At 71.4% G+C, this 14082-nt stretch carries 16 protein-coding genes; 5 read left to right on the forward strand and 11 right to left on the reverse strand.

What is annotated here, in order from left to right; translation table 11 throughout:
• Positions 1–5 precede the first annotated feature (5 nt).
• The gene (locus tag ABD143_RS20065; protein WP_343980431.1) at positions 6–260 is read left to right on the forward strand and encodes a DUF397 domain-containing protein; all 255 of its coding nucleotides are present in this window, start codon (positions 6–8) and stop codon (positions 258–260) included.
• Here ABD143_RS20065 and ABD143_RS20070 read toward each other — a convergent pair.
• The 4 genes from ABD143_RS20070 to ABD143_RS20085 all read right to left on the reverse strand — a co-directional run bounded on the left by ABD143_RS20070 (position 220) and on the right by ABD143_RS20085 (position 3353).
• Entirely contained in the window at positions 220–858 is a 639-nt protein-coding gene (locus tag ABD143_RS20070) for an arsenate reductase/protein-tyrosine-phosphatase family protein (protein ID WP_343980434.1), read from the reverse strand. The two genes, ABD143_RS20065 and ABD143_RS20070, sit on opposite strands and share 41 nt — an antisense overlap.
• A gap of 95 nt (positions 859–953) precedes the next feature.
• Complete coding sequence (locus ABD143_RS20075; RefSeq protein WP_343980437.1) at positions 954–1607, reverse strand: helix-turn-helix transcriptional regulator; 654 nt, start codon at positions 1605–1607, stop codon at positions 954–956.
• Between the two features lie 125 nt (positions 1608–1732).
• A complete protein-coding gene (locus ABD143_RS20080) occupies positions 1733–2332 on the reverse strand; it encodes an HNH endonuclease (protein WP_343980441.1) in 600 nt (199 codons plus the stop codon).
• 79 nt (positions 2333–2411) lie between these two features.
• The gene (locus tag ABD143_RS20085) at positions 2412–3353 is read right to left on the reverse strand and encodes an endonuclease/exonuclease/phosphatase family protein (protein WP_343980444.1); all 942 of its coding nucleotides are present in this window, start codon (positions 3351–3353) and stop codon (positions 2412–2414) included.
• 190 nt (positions 3354–3543) lie between these two features.
• On the opposite strand from ABD143_RS20085, the gene ABD143_RS20090 reads away from it, so the two are divergent.
• Complete coding sequence (locus ABD143_RS20090) at positions 3544–4128, forward strand: DUF4333 domain-containing protein (protein ID WP_343980447.1); 585 nt, start codon at positions 3544–3546, stop codon at positions 4126–4128.
• A gap of 104 nt (positions 4129–4232) precedes the next feature.
• Here ABD143_RS20090 and ABD143_RS20095 read toward each other — a convergent pair whose 3' ends face one another.
• Positions 4233–5204 (reverse strand): SDR family NAD(P)-dependent oxidoreductase, encoded by a 972-nt coding sequence (locus ABD143_RS20095; RefSeq protein WP_343980451.1) that lies wholly within the window; start codon positions 5202–5204, stop codon positions 4233–4235.
• A gap of 62 nt (positions 5205–5266) precedes the next feature.
• Here ABD143_RS20095 and ABD143_RS20100 point away from each other — a divergent pair, with 62 nt between their 5' ends.
• Positions 5267–5824 carry a TetR/AcrR family transcriptional regulator gene (locus ABD143_RS20100; protein ID WP_343980454.1) on the forward strand — a complete coding sequence of 186 codons (558 nt, stop codon included), beginning with the start codon at positions 5267–5269 and terminating at the stop codon, positions 5822–5824.
• A gap of 318 nt (positions 5825–6142) precedes the next feature.
• Here ABD143_RS20100 and ABD143_RS20105 read toward each other — a convergent pair whose 3' ends face one another.
• The 6 genes from ABD143_RS20105 to ABD143_RS20130 all read right to left on the reverse strand — a co-directional run bounded on the left by ABD143_RS20105 (position 6143) and on the right by ABD143_RS20130 (position 10621).
• Positions 6143–6763 (reverse strand): dihydrofolate reductase family protein, encoded by a 621-nt coding sequence (locus tag ABD143_RS20105; protein ID WP_343980456.1) that lies wholly within the window; start codon positions 6761–6763, stop codon positions 6143–6145.
• On the reverse strand, positions 6763–7269 hold the full coding sequence (locus tag ABD143_RS20110) for an SRPBCC family protein (protein WP_343980459.1): 507 nt from the start codon (positions 7267–7269) through the stop codon (positions 6763–6765). Before ABD143_RS20110 ends, ABD143_RS20105 begins: the two co-directional genes overlap by 1 nt.
• A gap of 3 nt (positions 7270–7272) precedes the next feature.
• Entirely contained in the window at positions 7273–7614 is a 342-nt protein-coding gene (locus ABD143_RS20115; RefSeq protein ID WP_343980462.1) for an ArsR/SmtB family transcription factor, read from the reverse strand.
• Positions 7615–7779: 165 nt separating this feature from the next.
• The gene (locus ABD143_RS20120) at positions 7780–8907 is read right to left on the reverse strand and encodes a cystathionine gamma-lyase (protein ID WP_343980465.1); all 1128 of its coding nucleotides are present in this window, start codon (positions 8905–8907) and stop codon (positions 7780–7782) included.
• Entirely contained in the window at positions 8904–9914 is a 1011-nt protein-coding gene (locus ABD143_RS20125; protein WP_343980468.1) for an NAD(P)H-dependent glycerol-3-phosphate dehydrogenase, read from the reverse strand. Before ABD143_RS20125 ends, ABD143_RS20120 begins: the two co-directional genes overlap by 4 nt.
• Complete coding sequence (locus ABD143_RS20130; protein WP_343980471.1) at positions 9911–10621, reverse strand: lysophospholipid acyltransferase family protein; 711 nt, start codon at positions 10619–10621, stop codon at positions 9911–9913. The genes ABD143_RS20125 and ABD143_RS20130 overlap by 4 nt, the downstream gene beginning before the upstream one ends.
• A gap of 98 nt (positions 10622–10719) precedes the next feature.
• Here ABD143_RS20130 and cofC point away from each other — a divergent pair, with 98 nt between their 5' ends.
• A complete protein-coding gene (cofC, locus tag ABD143_RS20135) occupies positions 10720–11394 on the forward strand; it encodes a 2-phospho-L-lactate guanylyltransferase (protein ID WP_343980475.1) in 675 nt (224 codons plus the stop codon).
• 371 nt (positions 11395–11765) lie between these two features.
• Positions 11766–14075 carry an RNA degradosome polyphosphate kinase gene (locus tag ABD143_RS20140; RefSeq protein ID WP_343981073.1) on the forward strand — a complete coding sequence of 770 codons (2310 nt, stop codon included), beginning with the start codon at positions 11766–11768 and terminating at the stop codon, positions 14073–14075.
• Positions 14076–14082: the final 7 nt, after the last annotated feature.

Below are 14082 nucleotides of genomic sequence, written 5' to 3' on the forward strand. Positions count from 1 at the left end.
GTTCAATGCCGGAGTCCGAGCTACAATGGATCAAGGCGAGCAGCAGCTGGGGCGTAGATGCCTGCGTCGAACTCGCTGCCGACGGCGATCTGGTCGCCGTGCGGCACTCCAGGAATCCCCAGGTAGTGATCCACTACAGCCCTGCCGAGTTCGCCGCCTTCCTCCAGGGTGCAAAGGACGGTGAGTTCGACCATTTGCTCGCCGCGGAACCCGCACGAGTCAACCGCCCGCCCGCACCCGGTTCCGCGGCGGCGCGATGACGTCCACGATCGTCGAGACCGCGTCCAGGATCAGCATGGCCGCTTCGTGGTGCGCCTCCTGCGGTTTCCCCATCGGGTCCGGGATCCGGTCGGCGTCCGGCAGGCTCGGCGGCGAGACTCCCCGCCGCTGACGCACCGCCCCCACCAGCGCGTGCGCCCGCGCCACCGGGTCCGCAGGCAACGCGGCCTGGTCGACCTCCAACGCAAGCCGCGCGAACTCGCGCACGCTGAAGCTCGTGCTGAGCGCGCCGGGCTCGCATTCGATCACCGCCGAGCGGTGGCGGACGTTGGCGCCGAGCACCAGGTGCGCACTGCTGGCCATCTCCGGACGGAGCTGCCGGGCGACGAACCGGTCGGCGGCGGCGAGGTGCAGCCCCCACGGCGACAGCTCGTGGCGGATGCTGGGGTGGATCGCGGAGCCGGCCACCCCTTGCACCCCGGCGCTGCTGACGTCGAACGCGGCGGCCGCCCGGCCACCGAGGCGACCGATCAGCAGGTGCCGGGTGAGGATCTCGGCGAACGGGGACCTGCAGATGTTGCCGGTGCAGACGTAGAGCAGCCGAAACCCGGCCTGCGGCGGCGCCTCCACGTATCCCACCCGACCATCTTCCCGGTCCGGACGCCCGCGTGCTCCATTCGGGGTTGACGCCTACCCCGAACGTCCTCGTCAACGCTGGGTATCCGGTGCGTGAGTCAGCTCGCGCGGCGGCGCGTCTCGCGGTAGAGCGCGACGGCCTGCTGCTGGGAGTTGACCTCCAGCTTCACCAGGATCGAGCGAATGTGCGTCCGCACGGTGCTCATCGCCAGGACCGCCTCGACCGCGATGGCCGCCGCCTTCTGCCCGCGCTCCAGGCGCTGGAGCACCTCGAACTCGCGTTCGGTGAGCCGGTCCAGCGCACGCCTGCCGGCGTCGATCTCCACGAGCGTGGTCCGATGGATGTCGAACCACTGTGCCCGCTCGTCCGCGGACATGCCGCCGCCGTCGGCCGCGACGGCTACCGCGTGGAGCAGGTCGGGGAAGGACGCACTGCGTGGCACCAGCGCTACCGCACCGGCCGCGACAGCGGCGGCCGCTCGCTGCGGCTCGGTGGGCCGGAACACCGCGATCGGGCGCCAGCCACCCTGCGCCGCCGCCGCGACGATCCTGGGCCCGCCGGGGCCGTCGACGTTCACGACCGCCACGCCCCCGGCGCCGGGAGCAAGCGGCAGCGGGTCGTCCGCGCAATGGCCGGTGGCGACGAACCCGTGTGCCCGCAACGCGGGGGTGACGGAAGTCGTGACCAGATCGGAGGGTCCCACCACGAGCACTTGCACCGCCGTCTGCGCTGCAACCTGCACTGCCGTCATCTATCCCCGCGCTTCCAGCGACTCGAGCGGATCCTGTCGCCGACCTGCTCGTTTGGAAGGTGCGCCGTGTTAGCGGGGGCCTGGCCGGATGGTCAGGCTGCATACTGCATGGTCACGCGGCGTGGTCAGGCGGCGCTGGCGCCCAGCCACGGCTCCCACGCCGGCAGCGGCTCGATCGCCAGCACGAGGATGCCCCCGGCCGCGCGGTCGGGTGCCCGCGGCACGGACGCGAGAGACCAGCCCAGCTCCTCGAGCAGCCGGTCGGCCTTCTTCGAGTTGCAGCCCCGGCAGGCGGCGACACAGTTGTCCCAGTCGTGGCTGCCGCCCCGGCTGCGTGGGATGACGTGGTCGATCGTGTCGGCGCGCTTGGTGCAGTACGCGCAGCGCCGCCCGTCACGCCGCAGCACGCCCGCCCTCGTCATCGGGACGGCGCGGCGGTACGGCACGCGGACGTAGCGGGAGAGGCGCATCACCGACGGCGCAGGAACCGTGAGGTTCTCCGAGTGGAAGGCGGCACCACTGATGGTGGCTTCGACGCACTCGGCCTTGCCGGTGAGCATCAGGACGATGGCGCGCTTGGCGGTGACGACCGCTAGCGGCTCGAATGTGGCGTTGAGCAGCAGGACCCTGGACCCCGTCGGGATCACGCTCGGTGCTGGCGCGATCCCCAGTACCGCCCCTGGCTCGGAGTCGGCACCGTTGGGGTCGGGTTGTCGATGCTTCACACGACCACCTCCCTGCGCAGATTCGACCATAGCGAGGAAGGTTTGCGCGAGTGTGATAGGGGCCTCCGACACCCGATGTTCAACCTTCCGAGCAGCGCCCTACCGTCGCCGCGACCCCACGGTGGTCGGATCCCGCGAGCGCTGGACGTGCAGTGTTGTCGCCGCACCAGCCCCCTGTGACCAGCACGTGGTCGATGCGCGGGAACAGCAGCCTCCACTGGCCCACCGACGTCGGCCCGGTCCAGTCGTTGCGCATTGCGTCGACGAGTCCCCCGCCTGCGAGCAGGCGGTTGTAGTCGCCGGTGCGGTCGGGCGTGTTGAGGTCACCGACCACCACCACCGGCAGCCGCTCGGCTGCCACCCGCTGCGCGAGCACGTCGACGAGCCTGCTGTGTTCCGGCGCCGTGGTCTGGAAGGCGCCCTCCGTGGCGTACCAGGGGCGCGGGACGTGCACCGCGTAGAGCACGAAGGGGCCGGCGGGGCCGGCGACCTCCGCCCGCACGCCCGCTAGGTCCGGGCCGGTGAACTCCGTCACGCGGAACGGCAATCGGCTGTAGACGGCGACCCCAGGCCGGTTCCCGTCCCAGAAGCGGTACGGAAAGGCCACGGACAGCGGAGCGGCCAGCCCGTCGTTCATCTCCGAGACCACGAGGACGTCCGGCGCGAGCCCGACCAGTGTGGCGGCGTCGCCCGCGCGTCCGACGTTGGCGCCGACCACCCGCACCGCACTCCCGGGCGCGACCCGGCCGGCGTCGGCGGGCGTCCACGGGAGCACGACCGCTACCGCCGCGAGCACGATCATGGACGCCGCGAGCGCGCGGAGCGGCAACGAGCGCCGCCGGACGAGCGCCGCGAGCAGGGCGACGGCGGCGAGCGCCGGGAGCAGCGTCCAGCCGAGGTCGGAGAGCCAGCCGAGAGCATCGCGGGCGGCGAACCACAGCCACGGCACGAGCGCGAGGGTCGCGGCGGAGCCGAGCCGGATGGCCCTCGTGACCGCGGTCGGCGGCGCGTTCGGGGCCACGACGCAAACCTTAAGCGCCCCCGCAAGGGCCCCCGGCAGCATCCTCGGGCGAGGGTCCTCGGCGAGCGCGGGTCGGCGCTCGGTGGGAGTGCTGGCCACACCCCCCATGCGCCAGGAGACATGGTCGTTTGGCGCGGCGCCCCACGGCAGGGTTCTCACCAGCACAGATGAGAACCAGCCAGGAGCCGTGATGAACCAGCCCGCCTACTCCGTCCCCGATGCCTACGCCGACTTCACACCCCCTCCGCCGCCCCGCCGGTCCGCGGGCAAGATCGCGACGGCGGTCGGCGGCGCCATCGTCGCGCTGGCCGGCCTTGGCGTCGGCGTCTGGTACCTGCTCGCACCCGCGACGCTCGACACGGCGAAGGTCGAGGCCGAGATCGTGCGCGCCACCGTGGCCCTCGGGCTCACACCGACGGGCGTGCGGTGCCCCGGCAGCATCCCTGTTGCGACAGACCGCGTCGACACTTGCTCCGCCACGCTGGAGGGCCAGCAGGTCACCTACACGGTGAAGCAGAAGGACGACGAGGGCAACGTCAACATCAACAGCAGCGGCTTCGTGGTGGTGTCGCAGGTCGAGGCGCTGCTGCGCGAGCAGGTCGGTTCGCAGGCGGGCGTCGAGGTCGTCGCGGAGTGCGCAGGCGGGAGCCGCGTGGTGGTCGGCGGGCCCGGCACCACAGTGGACTGCACCGTGGCCGACGCAGCGAACCCCTCCGACTACGCGGAGTTCACCGGCACGGTGAAGGACGACCAGGGCACGGTCGACTTCGGCTGAGCCCCACCCCCACACGCTAGGAAAGCCACTTTCATTGCGCCAGACGCAGTGAAAGTGGCTTTCCTTGCGTTTCGGTTCGGGTTACGTGCGCGAGCGGCTCTGGATCATGCTCTCAGCAACGCGGTCGACACGCTCCACAGCCGATCGGCACGATCGCGGTCGAGAGCCCACGCCTTGACGCCGTGCGGGTGGTCGGCGAGATCGGCGTCGTTCGGGACCCGGTAGGCCTCCTGACAGTCGTCGAGGTAGTGACCTCCGGAATGGGCGAGTTGCCCGGCGACCGCCGCCACCATGCTCGTCGCCGCACCCTGCTCGACGGTCTTGTACGCGAAGACGCCTGCAGCCTCGGCCGCTGCGAGTGACTCCTTCTGGCGCCGGGTGAAGTTCCGCTGCAGGCCGGTGGCGACGCCACCCGGATTGGCGCTGTTGGCGACGATGCCGTCGCGAGCCCACCGCTGCGTCGCCCCGACGGCGAACAGGGAGTTGGCGGTCTTCGACTGCGCGTAGGCGATCTGGGGGTCGTAGTCGCGCCGCTCGAAGTGCAGGTCGTCGAAGTCGACGTCGGCGCGCATGTGCGCGGTCGAGCTCACCGCCACGATCCGGGCCTCACCTCGATCGGCGGCGCCCTCGGCGAGGGCGCGATGCAGACCGGTCGCCAGGGCGAAGTGCCCGAGGTGATTGGTCGCGAACTGCAGTTCCCACCCCTCCGACGTCCGCTCGAGGCCCCCGGTGACCACGCCGGCGTTGGCGAGCAGAAGGTGCAGCGGCCCGGTCCAGGAGTCGACGAACCGCGCGACCGACGGGCGGTCGGCGAGATCGAGGACTGCCACCGGAGGGGGTGGCGCTCCGACGGACCTCGCGATGGCGCGGGCAGCAGCAGCGCCGGCGCGGACGTCCCGCACCGCGAGTGTGACCTCCGCACCGGCCGCGACCAGAGCGCGGGCCGACTCGACCCCGAGGCCGGACGAGGCACCAGTCACGACCGCGCGGAGGCCGGACAGATCATGTCCCTCCAGCACGTCTGCCGCGGTGCTCGACGCGGTGAACGGTGTGGTGATGAGGCTGGGTGTCGTCACACTTCGACTATACGCACGCTACAAACTCTGCATAGTTCGACAAGTGCGCCTAGGATCTGGCGATGGTCGGTTCGGAGGGACAGGGCGGCGAAGCTGGGCGTCGTGATCATGTGCTGGAGTCCGCGTTGCACACCTTCGCCCGCTTCGGCTACCGGAAGACGTCGATGGAGGAGATCGCCCGCGAGGCTCAGATCTCACGGCCCGGCTTGTACTTCCTGTTCTCCTCGAAGCAGGAGCTGTTTCGGGCCGCGGCGACGCGAGCCCTGGAGTGCGACCTCGCCGCAGTCGAACGGGTGCTCGCGGAGTCGGAGCGACCTTTGCGGAGTCGCGTCGTCGACGCGTTCGACCGGTGGGCAGGCCGCTACGTCGGGCCGGCGCGCGACGTGATGGCCGTCATCGATCACAACCCCGACCTGCTTGGCAGGATCGTCGAGACGGCCCCGGCACGGTTTCGAGAGTTGATCACCGACGCGATCGCGCAGGTCGCGGACCGGCAGTCGGCGGCGGACATCGCGCAGACACTGATCAGCACCTCGCTAGGATTGAAATACCAGGCAGACACCCACGCTTGCTATCTCGCGCGCCTCGCTGTCGCGGTTCGCCTGCTCGTGCCCCAATGAGCCCGACGCGTAGAGGTGGCTCGTCGCTATGCGAGTGGCTCTCCAACCCGCGCATTCCCGCGCAACTCAGCTCTGCCCCCTGCGCGCGACTCGGCGGCTGAGCCAGTGAGCCGTTGCCAACTGGACGATGGGTTGGTCAGGGCGTGTTCGGCGTGGCGTGACCCACGAACGGGTGAAGCTCCTAGTAGACGGGCGATTGCCTAGATCAATCCGCCTCACCAGGAGCTTCACGTGCTGTCCTACCCGTCCGGGATGTCCGTTCGCGGCAGTTCAAACCCTCATGATCACCAGCGCGTGATCAGGTTGGCAAAGGCTCAGTTACCGCTCCCGGACTGCGTAGGTCAGGTGGGTCACCCGCTGCGTCGGCTCCGCGCGGACCTGCTCCAGGGCCACGCGGCCCGCGTCCACGCCCTCGAACAGGCGGATTCCGGAGCCGAACAGCACGGGTGAGAGCGCGATCGAGAACTCGTCGATCAGGCCGGCGTTCACGTACTCCAGAATCGTTGCGCCGCCGCCTGCGATGCGGACGTCTCGGTCGCGGGCGGCCTCGCGGGCCTGGTCGAGCGCGGGCTCGATGCCGTCGTTGACGAAGTGGAAGGTGGTCCCACCCGGCCGCTCCCAGGGGTCACGCTTCTCGTGCGTCACGACGAAGACCGGCGTGTGGAACGGCGCCTCCTCCGGCCACCCCTGCTCGCCGGCGTCGAACATGCGCTTGCCCATCACGCTCGCGCCGGTGCGCTCGAACGTCTCCCGCACGATGTCGTTGTCGCGCCCTTCCTCGCCGCCCTCGCCGAGCTTCAGGTTCTCCCGGAAGAACCGCTGCGGGAATATCCACTGCTGCAGTTCCATCCACTGCTGCCCCATCAAATCATCGAGGGACTCGGGGGCGATGAAACCGTCCAGCGACATCGACACGCTGAAGAACACCTTTCCGGCCATCAGCCCTCACCTCCTTTCCGAACGATCTCGGTGACGTAGGCAGCCAGGTTGCTCAGGGTCTGCTGGCCGCCCTCGATCGCGTGGTACTTCTCGACCGCCTCGTCGCGCAGCTCCTTGGTGGGGAACACCGTGTGCATCTCGATCCGGGTCGCCGCGCCGTCGGGCGCGAACGTGAGGACCGACTCGAAGGCGTTCGGGTCGCCGCGGGACTCACCGTGGAGCAGCGCGATCCGCTCCGGCGGGGCGATCTCGGTCCACGAGATCCACTCCTGGTAGTCCGTCCCGTCCGGTCCGTGCATCACGAAGTCCCACTCCCCGCCGACGCGGAACTCGAACGCCCGCGTGGTGGTGGTGAACCCCTCCGGTCCCCACCATCGCGACAGGTGCCGGACTTCGGTGAACGCCTCGAACACCAGCTCCCGTGGGGCGTCGATGACCCGGGAGATCACGATCTCCCGGTCGGCCGTCGCCGGCTCCGCCCGCGTTTCTTGCCTTGCCCCTGCCATCGGTCATTCCTCCTGCCGTGCCTGCTTGAGGTCCTGCACGTAGGTGTCCAGCCGGTCGAAACTCTCGTTCCAGAACCGCTCGAACCCGCCGGTCCACTCGTGGACCGGCCGCAGCCCGCGGGCGTCCAGGCCGTACAGGCGCTGCTTGCCTGCCTTGCGGTCCCGCACCAGCCCCACCTCCCGGAGCACCCGCAAGTGTTTGGACGCCCCCGGCTGGCTCATCCCCAGCTCCTGGGCCAACTCGGTCACCGGCCACTCACCCGCCCGCAGCAGTACCAGGATCTCCCGGCGCTGCGGCTCGGCGATCGCGTTGAAGACGTCCGACGTCGTCGCTGCTCGTGCCATGGGCGCAATCATATGCCGATATCGGTATGCGTCAAGCCGGAGGAATCAGGCGGGTCTTGTCAGATGACGATCGTGACCCTTGTCAGCGGCTGCGGGCCTGCGACCAGGCGGTGGCCCGCGAGGTGTTCCCCAAGACCCGCGAGCAGCGGTGCAGGTGGCACTCGCTCAGCGCGTGGCGTCCAAGGCCGCCAGGACGTCGGCCACCAGGTCGCCGGGGTCCTCGCAGCCCGCAGAGAAGCGCACCAGGCCGGGGGCTACCGCGTCCCCCCAGCGTTCGCGGCGGTCGGCCGAGCTGCGCAGGCCACCGAAGCTCGTGGCTGAGCCGACCAGCCGGGACGCCTGGAGGAACGCCCCCACCTCGGCCTCCGACGGGAACGTGAACCGCAGCACCCCGTTCCAGCGCCGCATCTGCTTCACGGCCACTGCGTGGGCGGGGTCGTCCGGCCGGCCGGGCCAGCGGACGTCGGTCACGGCCGGATGGTCGAGAAGCGCCTCGACCAGCGCGGCGGCGTTCTCCGCCTGGCGGGCGAGTCGCAGGTCGAGGGTGCCGAGCCCGCGGAGGGCGAGCCACGTCTCCATCGGTCCCGGCACCGCCCCGCCCCGCGCCCTGGCTTCCCGCAGCCGGGCAGCGAGGTCCGGGTCGCGGGCCGTGACGTGCCCGAGCACGACGTCGCCGTGGCCGGACAGGGCCTTGGTGTCGCTCGCGACGGCGAGGTCGGCGCCGAGCGCGAGCGGCTGCTGGCCCAGCGGCGTCGCGGTCGTGTTGTCGACGGCCAGCAGCGCACCCGCCTCGCGGGCCGCGGCCGCCGCCGCCGCGATGTCGGCGACGTCCAGGCCCGGGTTGGACGGCGTCTCCAGCAGCACGAGCGCGGCGCCGTCGAGGACCTCTGGGGTCAGCTCGGCGGTGGTCGGCACCTCCCGGACCTCGACGCCGAGCGGCGCCAGCTCGCCGTGGGCGAGCGCCCGGGCGAGGTAGTAGCCGTCCGACGGCAGGACCAGCGCCCCGGACCGGGCGGTCAGCCGCAGCACCGCCGCGATCGCCGCCATCCCGGACGCGAACACCACACACTCGCCGCCGTCCAGGGCGCCGACCGCGTCCTCCAGCGCACGCCAGGTGGGGTTGTCCGCCCGGCCGTAGTAGTCGGTGGGCAGGGGGTCGCCGGGGACGCCGAGGTGGAACGTCGAGGACAGCACGGGGCCGGGGTGCATGGGTGCGCCGAGGGCGGGCGGGAGGTGCCCACCGTGGACGCAGCGGGTGCCGTCCCCCGCCCGCCCGACGTCGCCCTCGCTCATTCCGGACGGGGGGCGCGGGTGATGAGCTCCTTGCCCATCTCCGCCGCCGACAGGCCTTCGTGGCAGACGCGGCGCACGGCGTCGGCGATCGGCAGCTCGACGCCGTGCCGCTCGGCCAGCGCGCAGATCGACGAGCACGACTTCACGCCCTCCGCCACCTGCCCGTGGTTGGCCGCCTCGGCCTGGGCCAGCGACTCGCCGCGGCCGAGGTGCTCGCCGAACGTCCGGTTGCGCGAGAGCGGTGACGTGCACGTGGCGACGAGGTCGCCGAGCCCGGCCAGCCCGGCGAACGTCATCGGGTCGGCGCCGAGCGCGACACCCAGCCGGGCGGTCTCGGCGAGCCCGCGGGTGATCAGCGAGGCCCTGGTGTTGTCGCCGAAGCCCATGCCCGTCGCGATCCCGCAGGCGAGCGCGATGACGTTCTTGCCCGCGCCCCCCAGCTCGCAGCCGATGACGTCGGTGTTGGTGTAGGTGCGGAAGTAGTCGGTGGTGCACGCCTGCTGGAGCGCGACGGCGCGATCGTGGTCGGCGCAGGCGATCACCGTGGCCGTCGGCTCCTCCTCGGCGATCTCGCGGGCGAGGTTGGGCCCGGAGACCACCGCGATCTGGTCCGTCGGCACGGAGGCGACCTCGCTGATCACCTCGCTCATCCGCTGCAGCGTGCCCAGCTCTACCCCTTTTGCGAGGCTCACGATGGTGCGGCCGGGCGGCAGCAGCGGACGCCAGGCAGCAAGGTTGGCCCGCAGCGTCTGTGACGGCACGGCGAGCACCACCGCGTCGGCGCCGTCGAGCGCTTCCTCCGCGTGGACTGTGGCCGTGAGCTGCGAGGGAAGCGTGATGCCTGGCAGGAACTCGGGGTTGGTGCGGTGCTCATTGATCGCCGTCGCCACCTCCTCGCGGCGGGCCAGCAACCGGACCTCCCGGCCGGCGTCGGCGAGCACCTTTCCGAAGACCGTTCCCCACGAGCCTGCGCCCAGTACGGCGATGCGACGGACGTCGCCGGTCATGAAGCCGTCCCGCGGCGGAAGAAGTCGGAGGGTGCGGGTTCGTCGCGGACGTCGGAGAGCAGGTCGCGCACGCGGCCCATCAGCAAGTCGGTCACCTCTCGCAGCAGGTCCGCGTCCACCGGCTTGCCCCGGTAGGCGGAGAGATCGACGGGTGGCCCGCAGCGCACGGTGATCGGCTTGCGCGGGAGTGGTCGGAACTTGCGGTTGTAGCCGTCGAGCACCTCACGCGTGCCCCAGTGCACCGCAGGCACCACGGGCACGTCCGCCGAGATCGCCAGCCGGGCCACGCCGGTGCGGGCGAGCATCGGCCAGCCCTCCGGATCGCGGGTGATCGTGCCCTCCGGGTAGATCACGACGGCCTTGCCCTCCTGCAGCGCGCGCGTGGCGTCGCGCAGGCTCTGCTGGGCGTCGGTCGACGCCCGGTAGACGGCGATCTGTCCGCTGCCGGTGAGCACCTGCTTCAGCAGCGGGACCTTCCAGAGGCTGTGCTTCGCGAGGAACCGCGGCACCCGGCGGGCCGTGTACACCAACACCCCCGAGTAGAGCGGGTCGAGGTGCGAGACGTGGTTGGCCACCACCAGCACGCCCCCGTCGGCGGGGATGTGCGGCCTGCCCTCGTACCGCGCGCGCCCGAGCAGCCACGCGAGCGGATAGACGACCGCCACCGCGAGGTTGAACCAGAACCCGCCCTTCTCACGCCTTTCCACGCATTCCTCCGCTCCCCTTGAACGCCGAGAGTCTTCCTTGCCCAGCCGCCACCGGTCCACCACAGGGTGCCGGAGTGCACGATGGTCAGGTGGGCTTGATGATGCCGACCGCGGACCTTGTGGTGCCGGTCAAACCTCTCGCCGTGGCCAAGTCCCGGCTCCGTGGCGCCGCCGATCACGGTATCGGCGCGCAGCGGGCGCACGCGCGACTAGCGATGGCGCTCGCGCGCGACACGATCGCGGCAGTTCGCGCCGCCGAAGGTGTCCGCCACCTGATCGTCGTCAGCTCCGACCCGGTGGTGGCCGCCGAGTTGGGCGTCTTCGGCGTGGAGGTGATCCCGGACGGGCCGGTGCCCGGCCTGAACTCCGCGTACGAGCGGGGGGCCGCGCTCGTACGCAAACGCGACCCGGCCGCCGTCGTCGGGGCGCTGCAGGCCGATCTCCCCGCCCTGCGCCCCGCCGAGCTCGACGCCGCGATCGCCGCGGCGCTCACGCTCTTCCGCGCCGGGGCGCAGCGCGCGTTCTCCCCCGACGCCGAGGGCACCGGCACCACGTTCCTGCTGGCCGCGGCGGGTGTGCCGCTCGACCCGCGGTTCGGGGTGAGCTCGGCGCAGCACCACGAGGAGTCGGGCGCCTGCCGGCTGCGCGGCGAGTGGCCGGGCCTGCTCCAGGACGTCGACACCGCCGACGACCTGCGCGCAGCCGCCGACCTGGGGCTCGGGGAGCACACACGCCAGGTCATGGCCCCGACCGTCTGTATCAAGCCGGGCTGACAGGCGGTGACGGCCCGACAACCCCTCGGTGAACCCAAGGGATTGTTCTCAGAGCAGTTGGGTGGCGGTCGGACCGTTGTCGGCGGCGGTGGGCGACAATCAGGCTTGTGGGTGACGATGCGAGGACAACCCCGGAGCCGGGCTCCCGCGAGCCCGCAACCCCCAGGCGCACGGCGCGGACGCGGCGGGCACCGCAGCCGTCCACGCGACGGGTGGCCGCCGCGGCCCGCCCGACGAGCGCCACCAGCGCGGCGGCGAAGGACGCCGAGCCGAAGAGCGGCGCTGCGCAGGGCACCGCCAAATCCGGCATCGGGAAACCCGGCACCCGAAAATCCGATGCAGCGAAATCCAACACCGCGACATCCCGCACCGTGACGTCCGACACTGTGACGTCCGACACCGCGACATCCGGCAATGCGACGTCCGGCAATGCGACGTCCGGCAATGGCACTGCGGCCGACACCGCGACCCGGCGCCCCGTCGGGCAGCCCGGACCTACCGCGGCACCCACTCGCGCGCGCACGGCCAACCCGCTCACGCAGCCGGCGTCATCCGCTGCTGCTGTGGTTCCCGTGAGCCCGCCCGCGCGGACCCCCGCGCCCGTGTCCGAGCTGCCCGACGACCGCTACATCAACCGCGAGCTGTCCTGGCTCGACTTCAACGCCCGCGTGCTGGCCCTCGCCGAGGACCCCAGCCAGCCGCTGCTGGAGCGGGCGAAGTTCCTCGCGATCTTCGCCTCGAACCTCGACGAGTTCTACATGGTCCGGGTGGCGGGGCTGAAGCGCCGCGACGAGACCGGCCTCGCCGTCCGAAGCGCCGACGGCCTCACCCCGCGCGAGCAGCTCGCCCGGATCGCGGACCGCACGCAGGCGATCTCCGAGGCCCAGGCCCGCGTGTTCCTCGACCACGTGAAGCCCGAGCTGGAGGAGGAGGGCATCTGCATCCTGCGGTGGAGCGACCTCACCGAGCAGCAGCGCGCCCGCCTCTCGGCGTACTTCTCCGCGCAGGTGTTCCCGGTCCTCACGCCGCTGGCGGTCGATCCGGCCCACCCGTTCCCCTACATCTCCGGCCTCTCGCTCAACCTGGCCGTCACCGTCCGCGACCCGGACGGGCGCACGGAGCGGTTCGCGCGCGTCAAGGTGCCGAACAACGTGCCGCGGCTCGTGCGGGTCGAGTCCGGCGACGAGAGCGTCACGTTCCTGCCGATCGAGGACCTCATCTCCGCCCACCTGCACGAGCTGTTCACGGGCGTCGAGGTGGCCGAGGTGCACGCGTTCCGCGTGACGCGCAACGCCGACCTGGAGGTGGAGGAGGACCGCGACGAGGACCTCCTCCAGTCCCTGGAACGCGAGCTGGCCCGTCGCCGGTTCGGGCCGCCGGTGCGGCTCGAGGTCACCGACACGATGAGCGATCACGTGCTCGAACTGCTCCTGCGCGAGCTCGACGTCGACCCGCACGACGTCGTGACGGTGCCGGGGCTGCTCGACCTCACCGCGCTGTGGGCCGTGCACGCCGTGGACCGGCCCGACCTCAAGGACGAGACGTGGGTGCCGGCCACGCACCCGGCGTTCGCGGATCGGGAGACCCCGAGGAGCGTTTTCGCCACCCTCCGCGAGGGCGACGTGCTCGTGCACCACCCCTACGACTCGTTCTCCACGAGCGTGCAGCGGTTCATCGAGCAGGCCGCCGCCGACCCGAACGTGCTCGCGATCAAGCAGACGCTCTACCGCACGTCCGGCGACTCCCCCATCGTCGACGCCCTGATCGACGCCGCCGCCGCCGGCAAGCAGGTCGTGACGCTGGTCGAGGTCAAGGCGCGGTTCGACGAGCAGGCCAACATCCGCTGGGCGCGCGAGCTGGAGAAGGCGGGGGTGCACGTCGTCTACGGGCTCGTAGGGCTGAAGACGCACTGCAAGACCTTGCTCGTGGTGCGCCAGGAGGGCTCCACGATCCGCCGCTACTGCCACATCGGCACCGGCAACTACAACCCGAAGACCGCCCGCCTCTACGAGGACATCGGCGTCCTCACCGCCGACCCGACGATCGGCGCCGACCTCACCGACCTGTTCAACTCCCTCACCGGCTACTCCCGGCAGACGTCCTACAGGAGCCTGCTCGTCGCCCCGTACGGCGTGCGGCGCGGCATCGTCCGGCGGATCGAGGACGAGATCGAGGCCCACCGCGCCGGCCGGCCTGCCGGCGTCCGGATCAAGGTCAACTCGCTCGTCGACGAGCAGGTGATCGACGCGCTCTACCGGGCGTCACAGGCGGGTGTGCCGGTGGACCTCGTGGTACGCGGGATCTGCGCGCTCCGGCCGGGGCGGCCTGGGCTCTCGGAGAACATCCACGTGCGCTCGATCCTCGGGCGCTTCCTGGAGCACTCCCGGATCTTCCACTTCGTCTCCGCCGAGGAGTACTGGATCGGCAGCGCCGACATGATGCACCGCAACCTCGACCGCCGGGTCGAGGTGCTGCTCCGGGTGGCCGACCCGCGGCTGGCCAAGCAGCTCGGCGACGTGTTCGACTCCGCGCTCGACCCGGCCACCCGCTGCTGGACCCTGCACGCCGACGGGTCGTGGGAGCCGTCGCCGCCGCCGGACGCCGACGTCCCGCACGTGCGCGACCACCAGGCCGAGATGATGTTGCGGCACGCAGCCACGGCCGTGGCGGAACCCGAATGACCGGACC

It is taken from the genome of Pseudonocardia aurantiaca, from assembly GCF_039526725.1.
Classification (GTDB): Bacteria; Actinomycetota; Actinomycetes; order Mycobacteriales; family Pseudonocardiaceae; genus Pseudonocardia; species Pseudonocardia aurantiaca.

Bases quoted from the DNA above. Each gene is read 5' to 3' on its own strand.
- ABD143_RS20065 (WP_343980431.1), top strand. From the start codon at position 6: ATGCCGGAGTCCGAGCTACAATGGATCAAGGCGAGCAGCAGCTGGGGC.
- ABD143_RS20075 (WP_343980437.1), bottom strand. From the start codon at position 1,607: ATGACGGCAGTGCAGGTTGCAGCGCAGACGGCGGTGCAAGTGCTCGTG.
- ABD143_RS20090 (WP_343980447.1), top strand. From the start codon at position 3,544: ATGAACCAGCCCGCCTACTCCGTCCCCGATGCCTACGCCGACTTCACA.
- ABD143_RS20100 (WP_343980454.1), top strand. From the start codon at position 5,267: ATGGTCGGTTCGGAGGGACAGGGCGGCGAAGCTGGGCGTCGTGATCAT.
- ABD143_RS20105 (WP_343980456.1), bottom strand. From the start codon at position 6,763: ATGGCCGGAAAGGTGTTCTTCAGCGTGTCGATGTCGCTGGACGGTTTC.
- ABD143_RS20110 (WP_343980459.1), bottom strand. From the start codon at position 7,269: ATGGCAGGGGCAAGGCAAGAAACGCGGGCGGAGCCGGCGACGGCCGAC.
- ABD143_RS20115 (WP_343980462.1), bottom strand. From the start codon at position 7,614: ATGGCACGAGCAGCGACGACGTCGGACGTCTTCAACGCGATCGCCGAG.
- ABD143_RS20120 (WP_343980465.1), bottom strand. From the start codon at position 8,907: ATGAGCGAGGGCGACGTCGGGCGGGCGGGGGACGGCACCCGCTGCGTC.
- ABD143_RS20125 (WP_343980468.1), bottom strand. From the start codon at position 9,914: ATGACCGGCGACGTCCGTCGCATCGCCGTACTGGGCGCAGGCTCGTGG.
- cofC (WP_343980475.1), top strand. From the start codon at position 10,720: ATGATGCCGACCGCGGACCTTGTGGTGCCGGTCAAACCTCTCGCCGTG.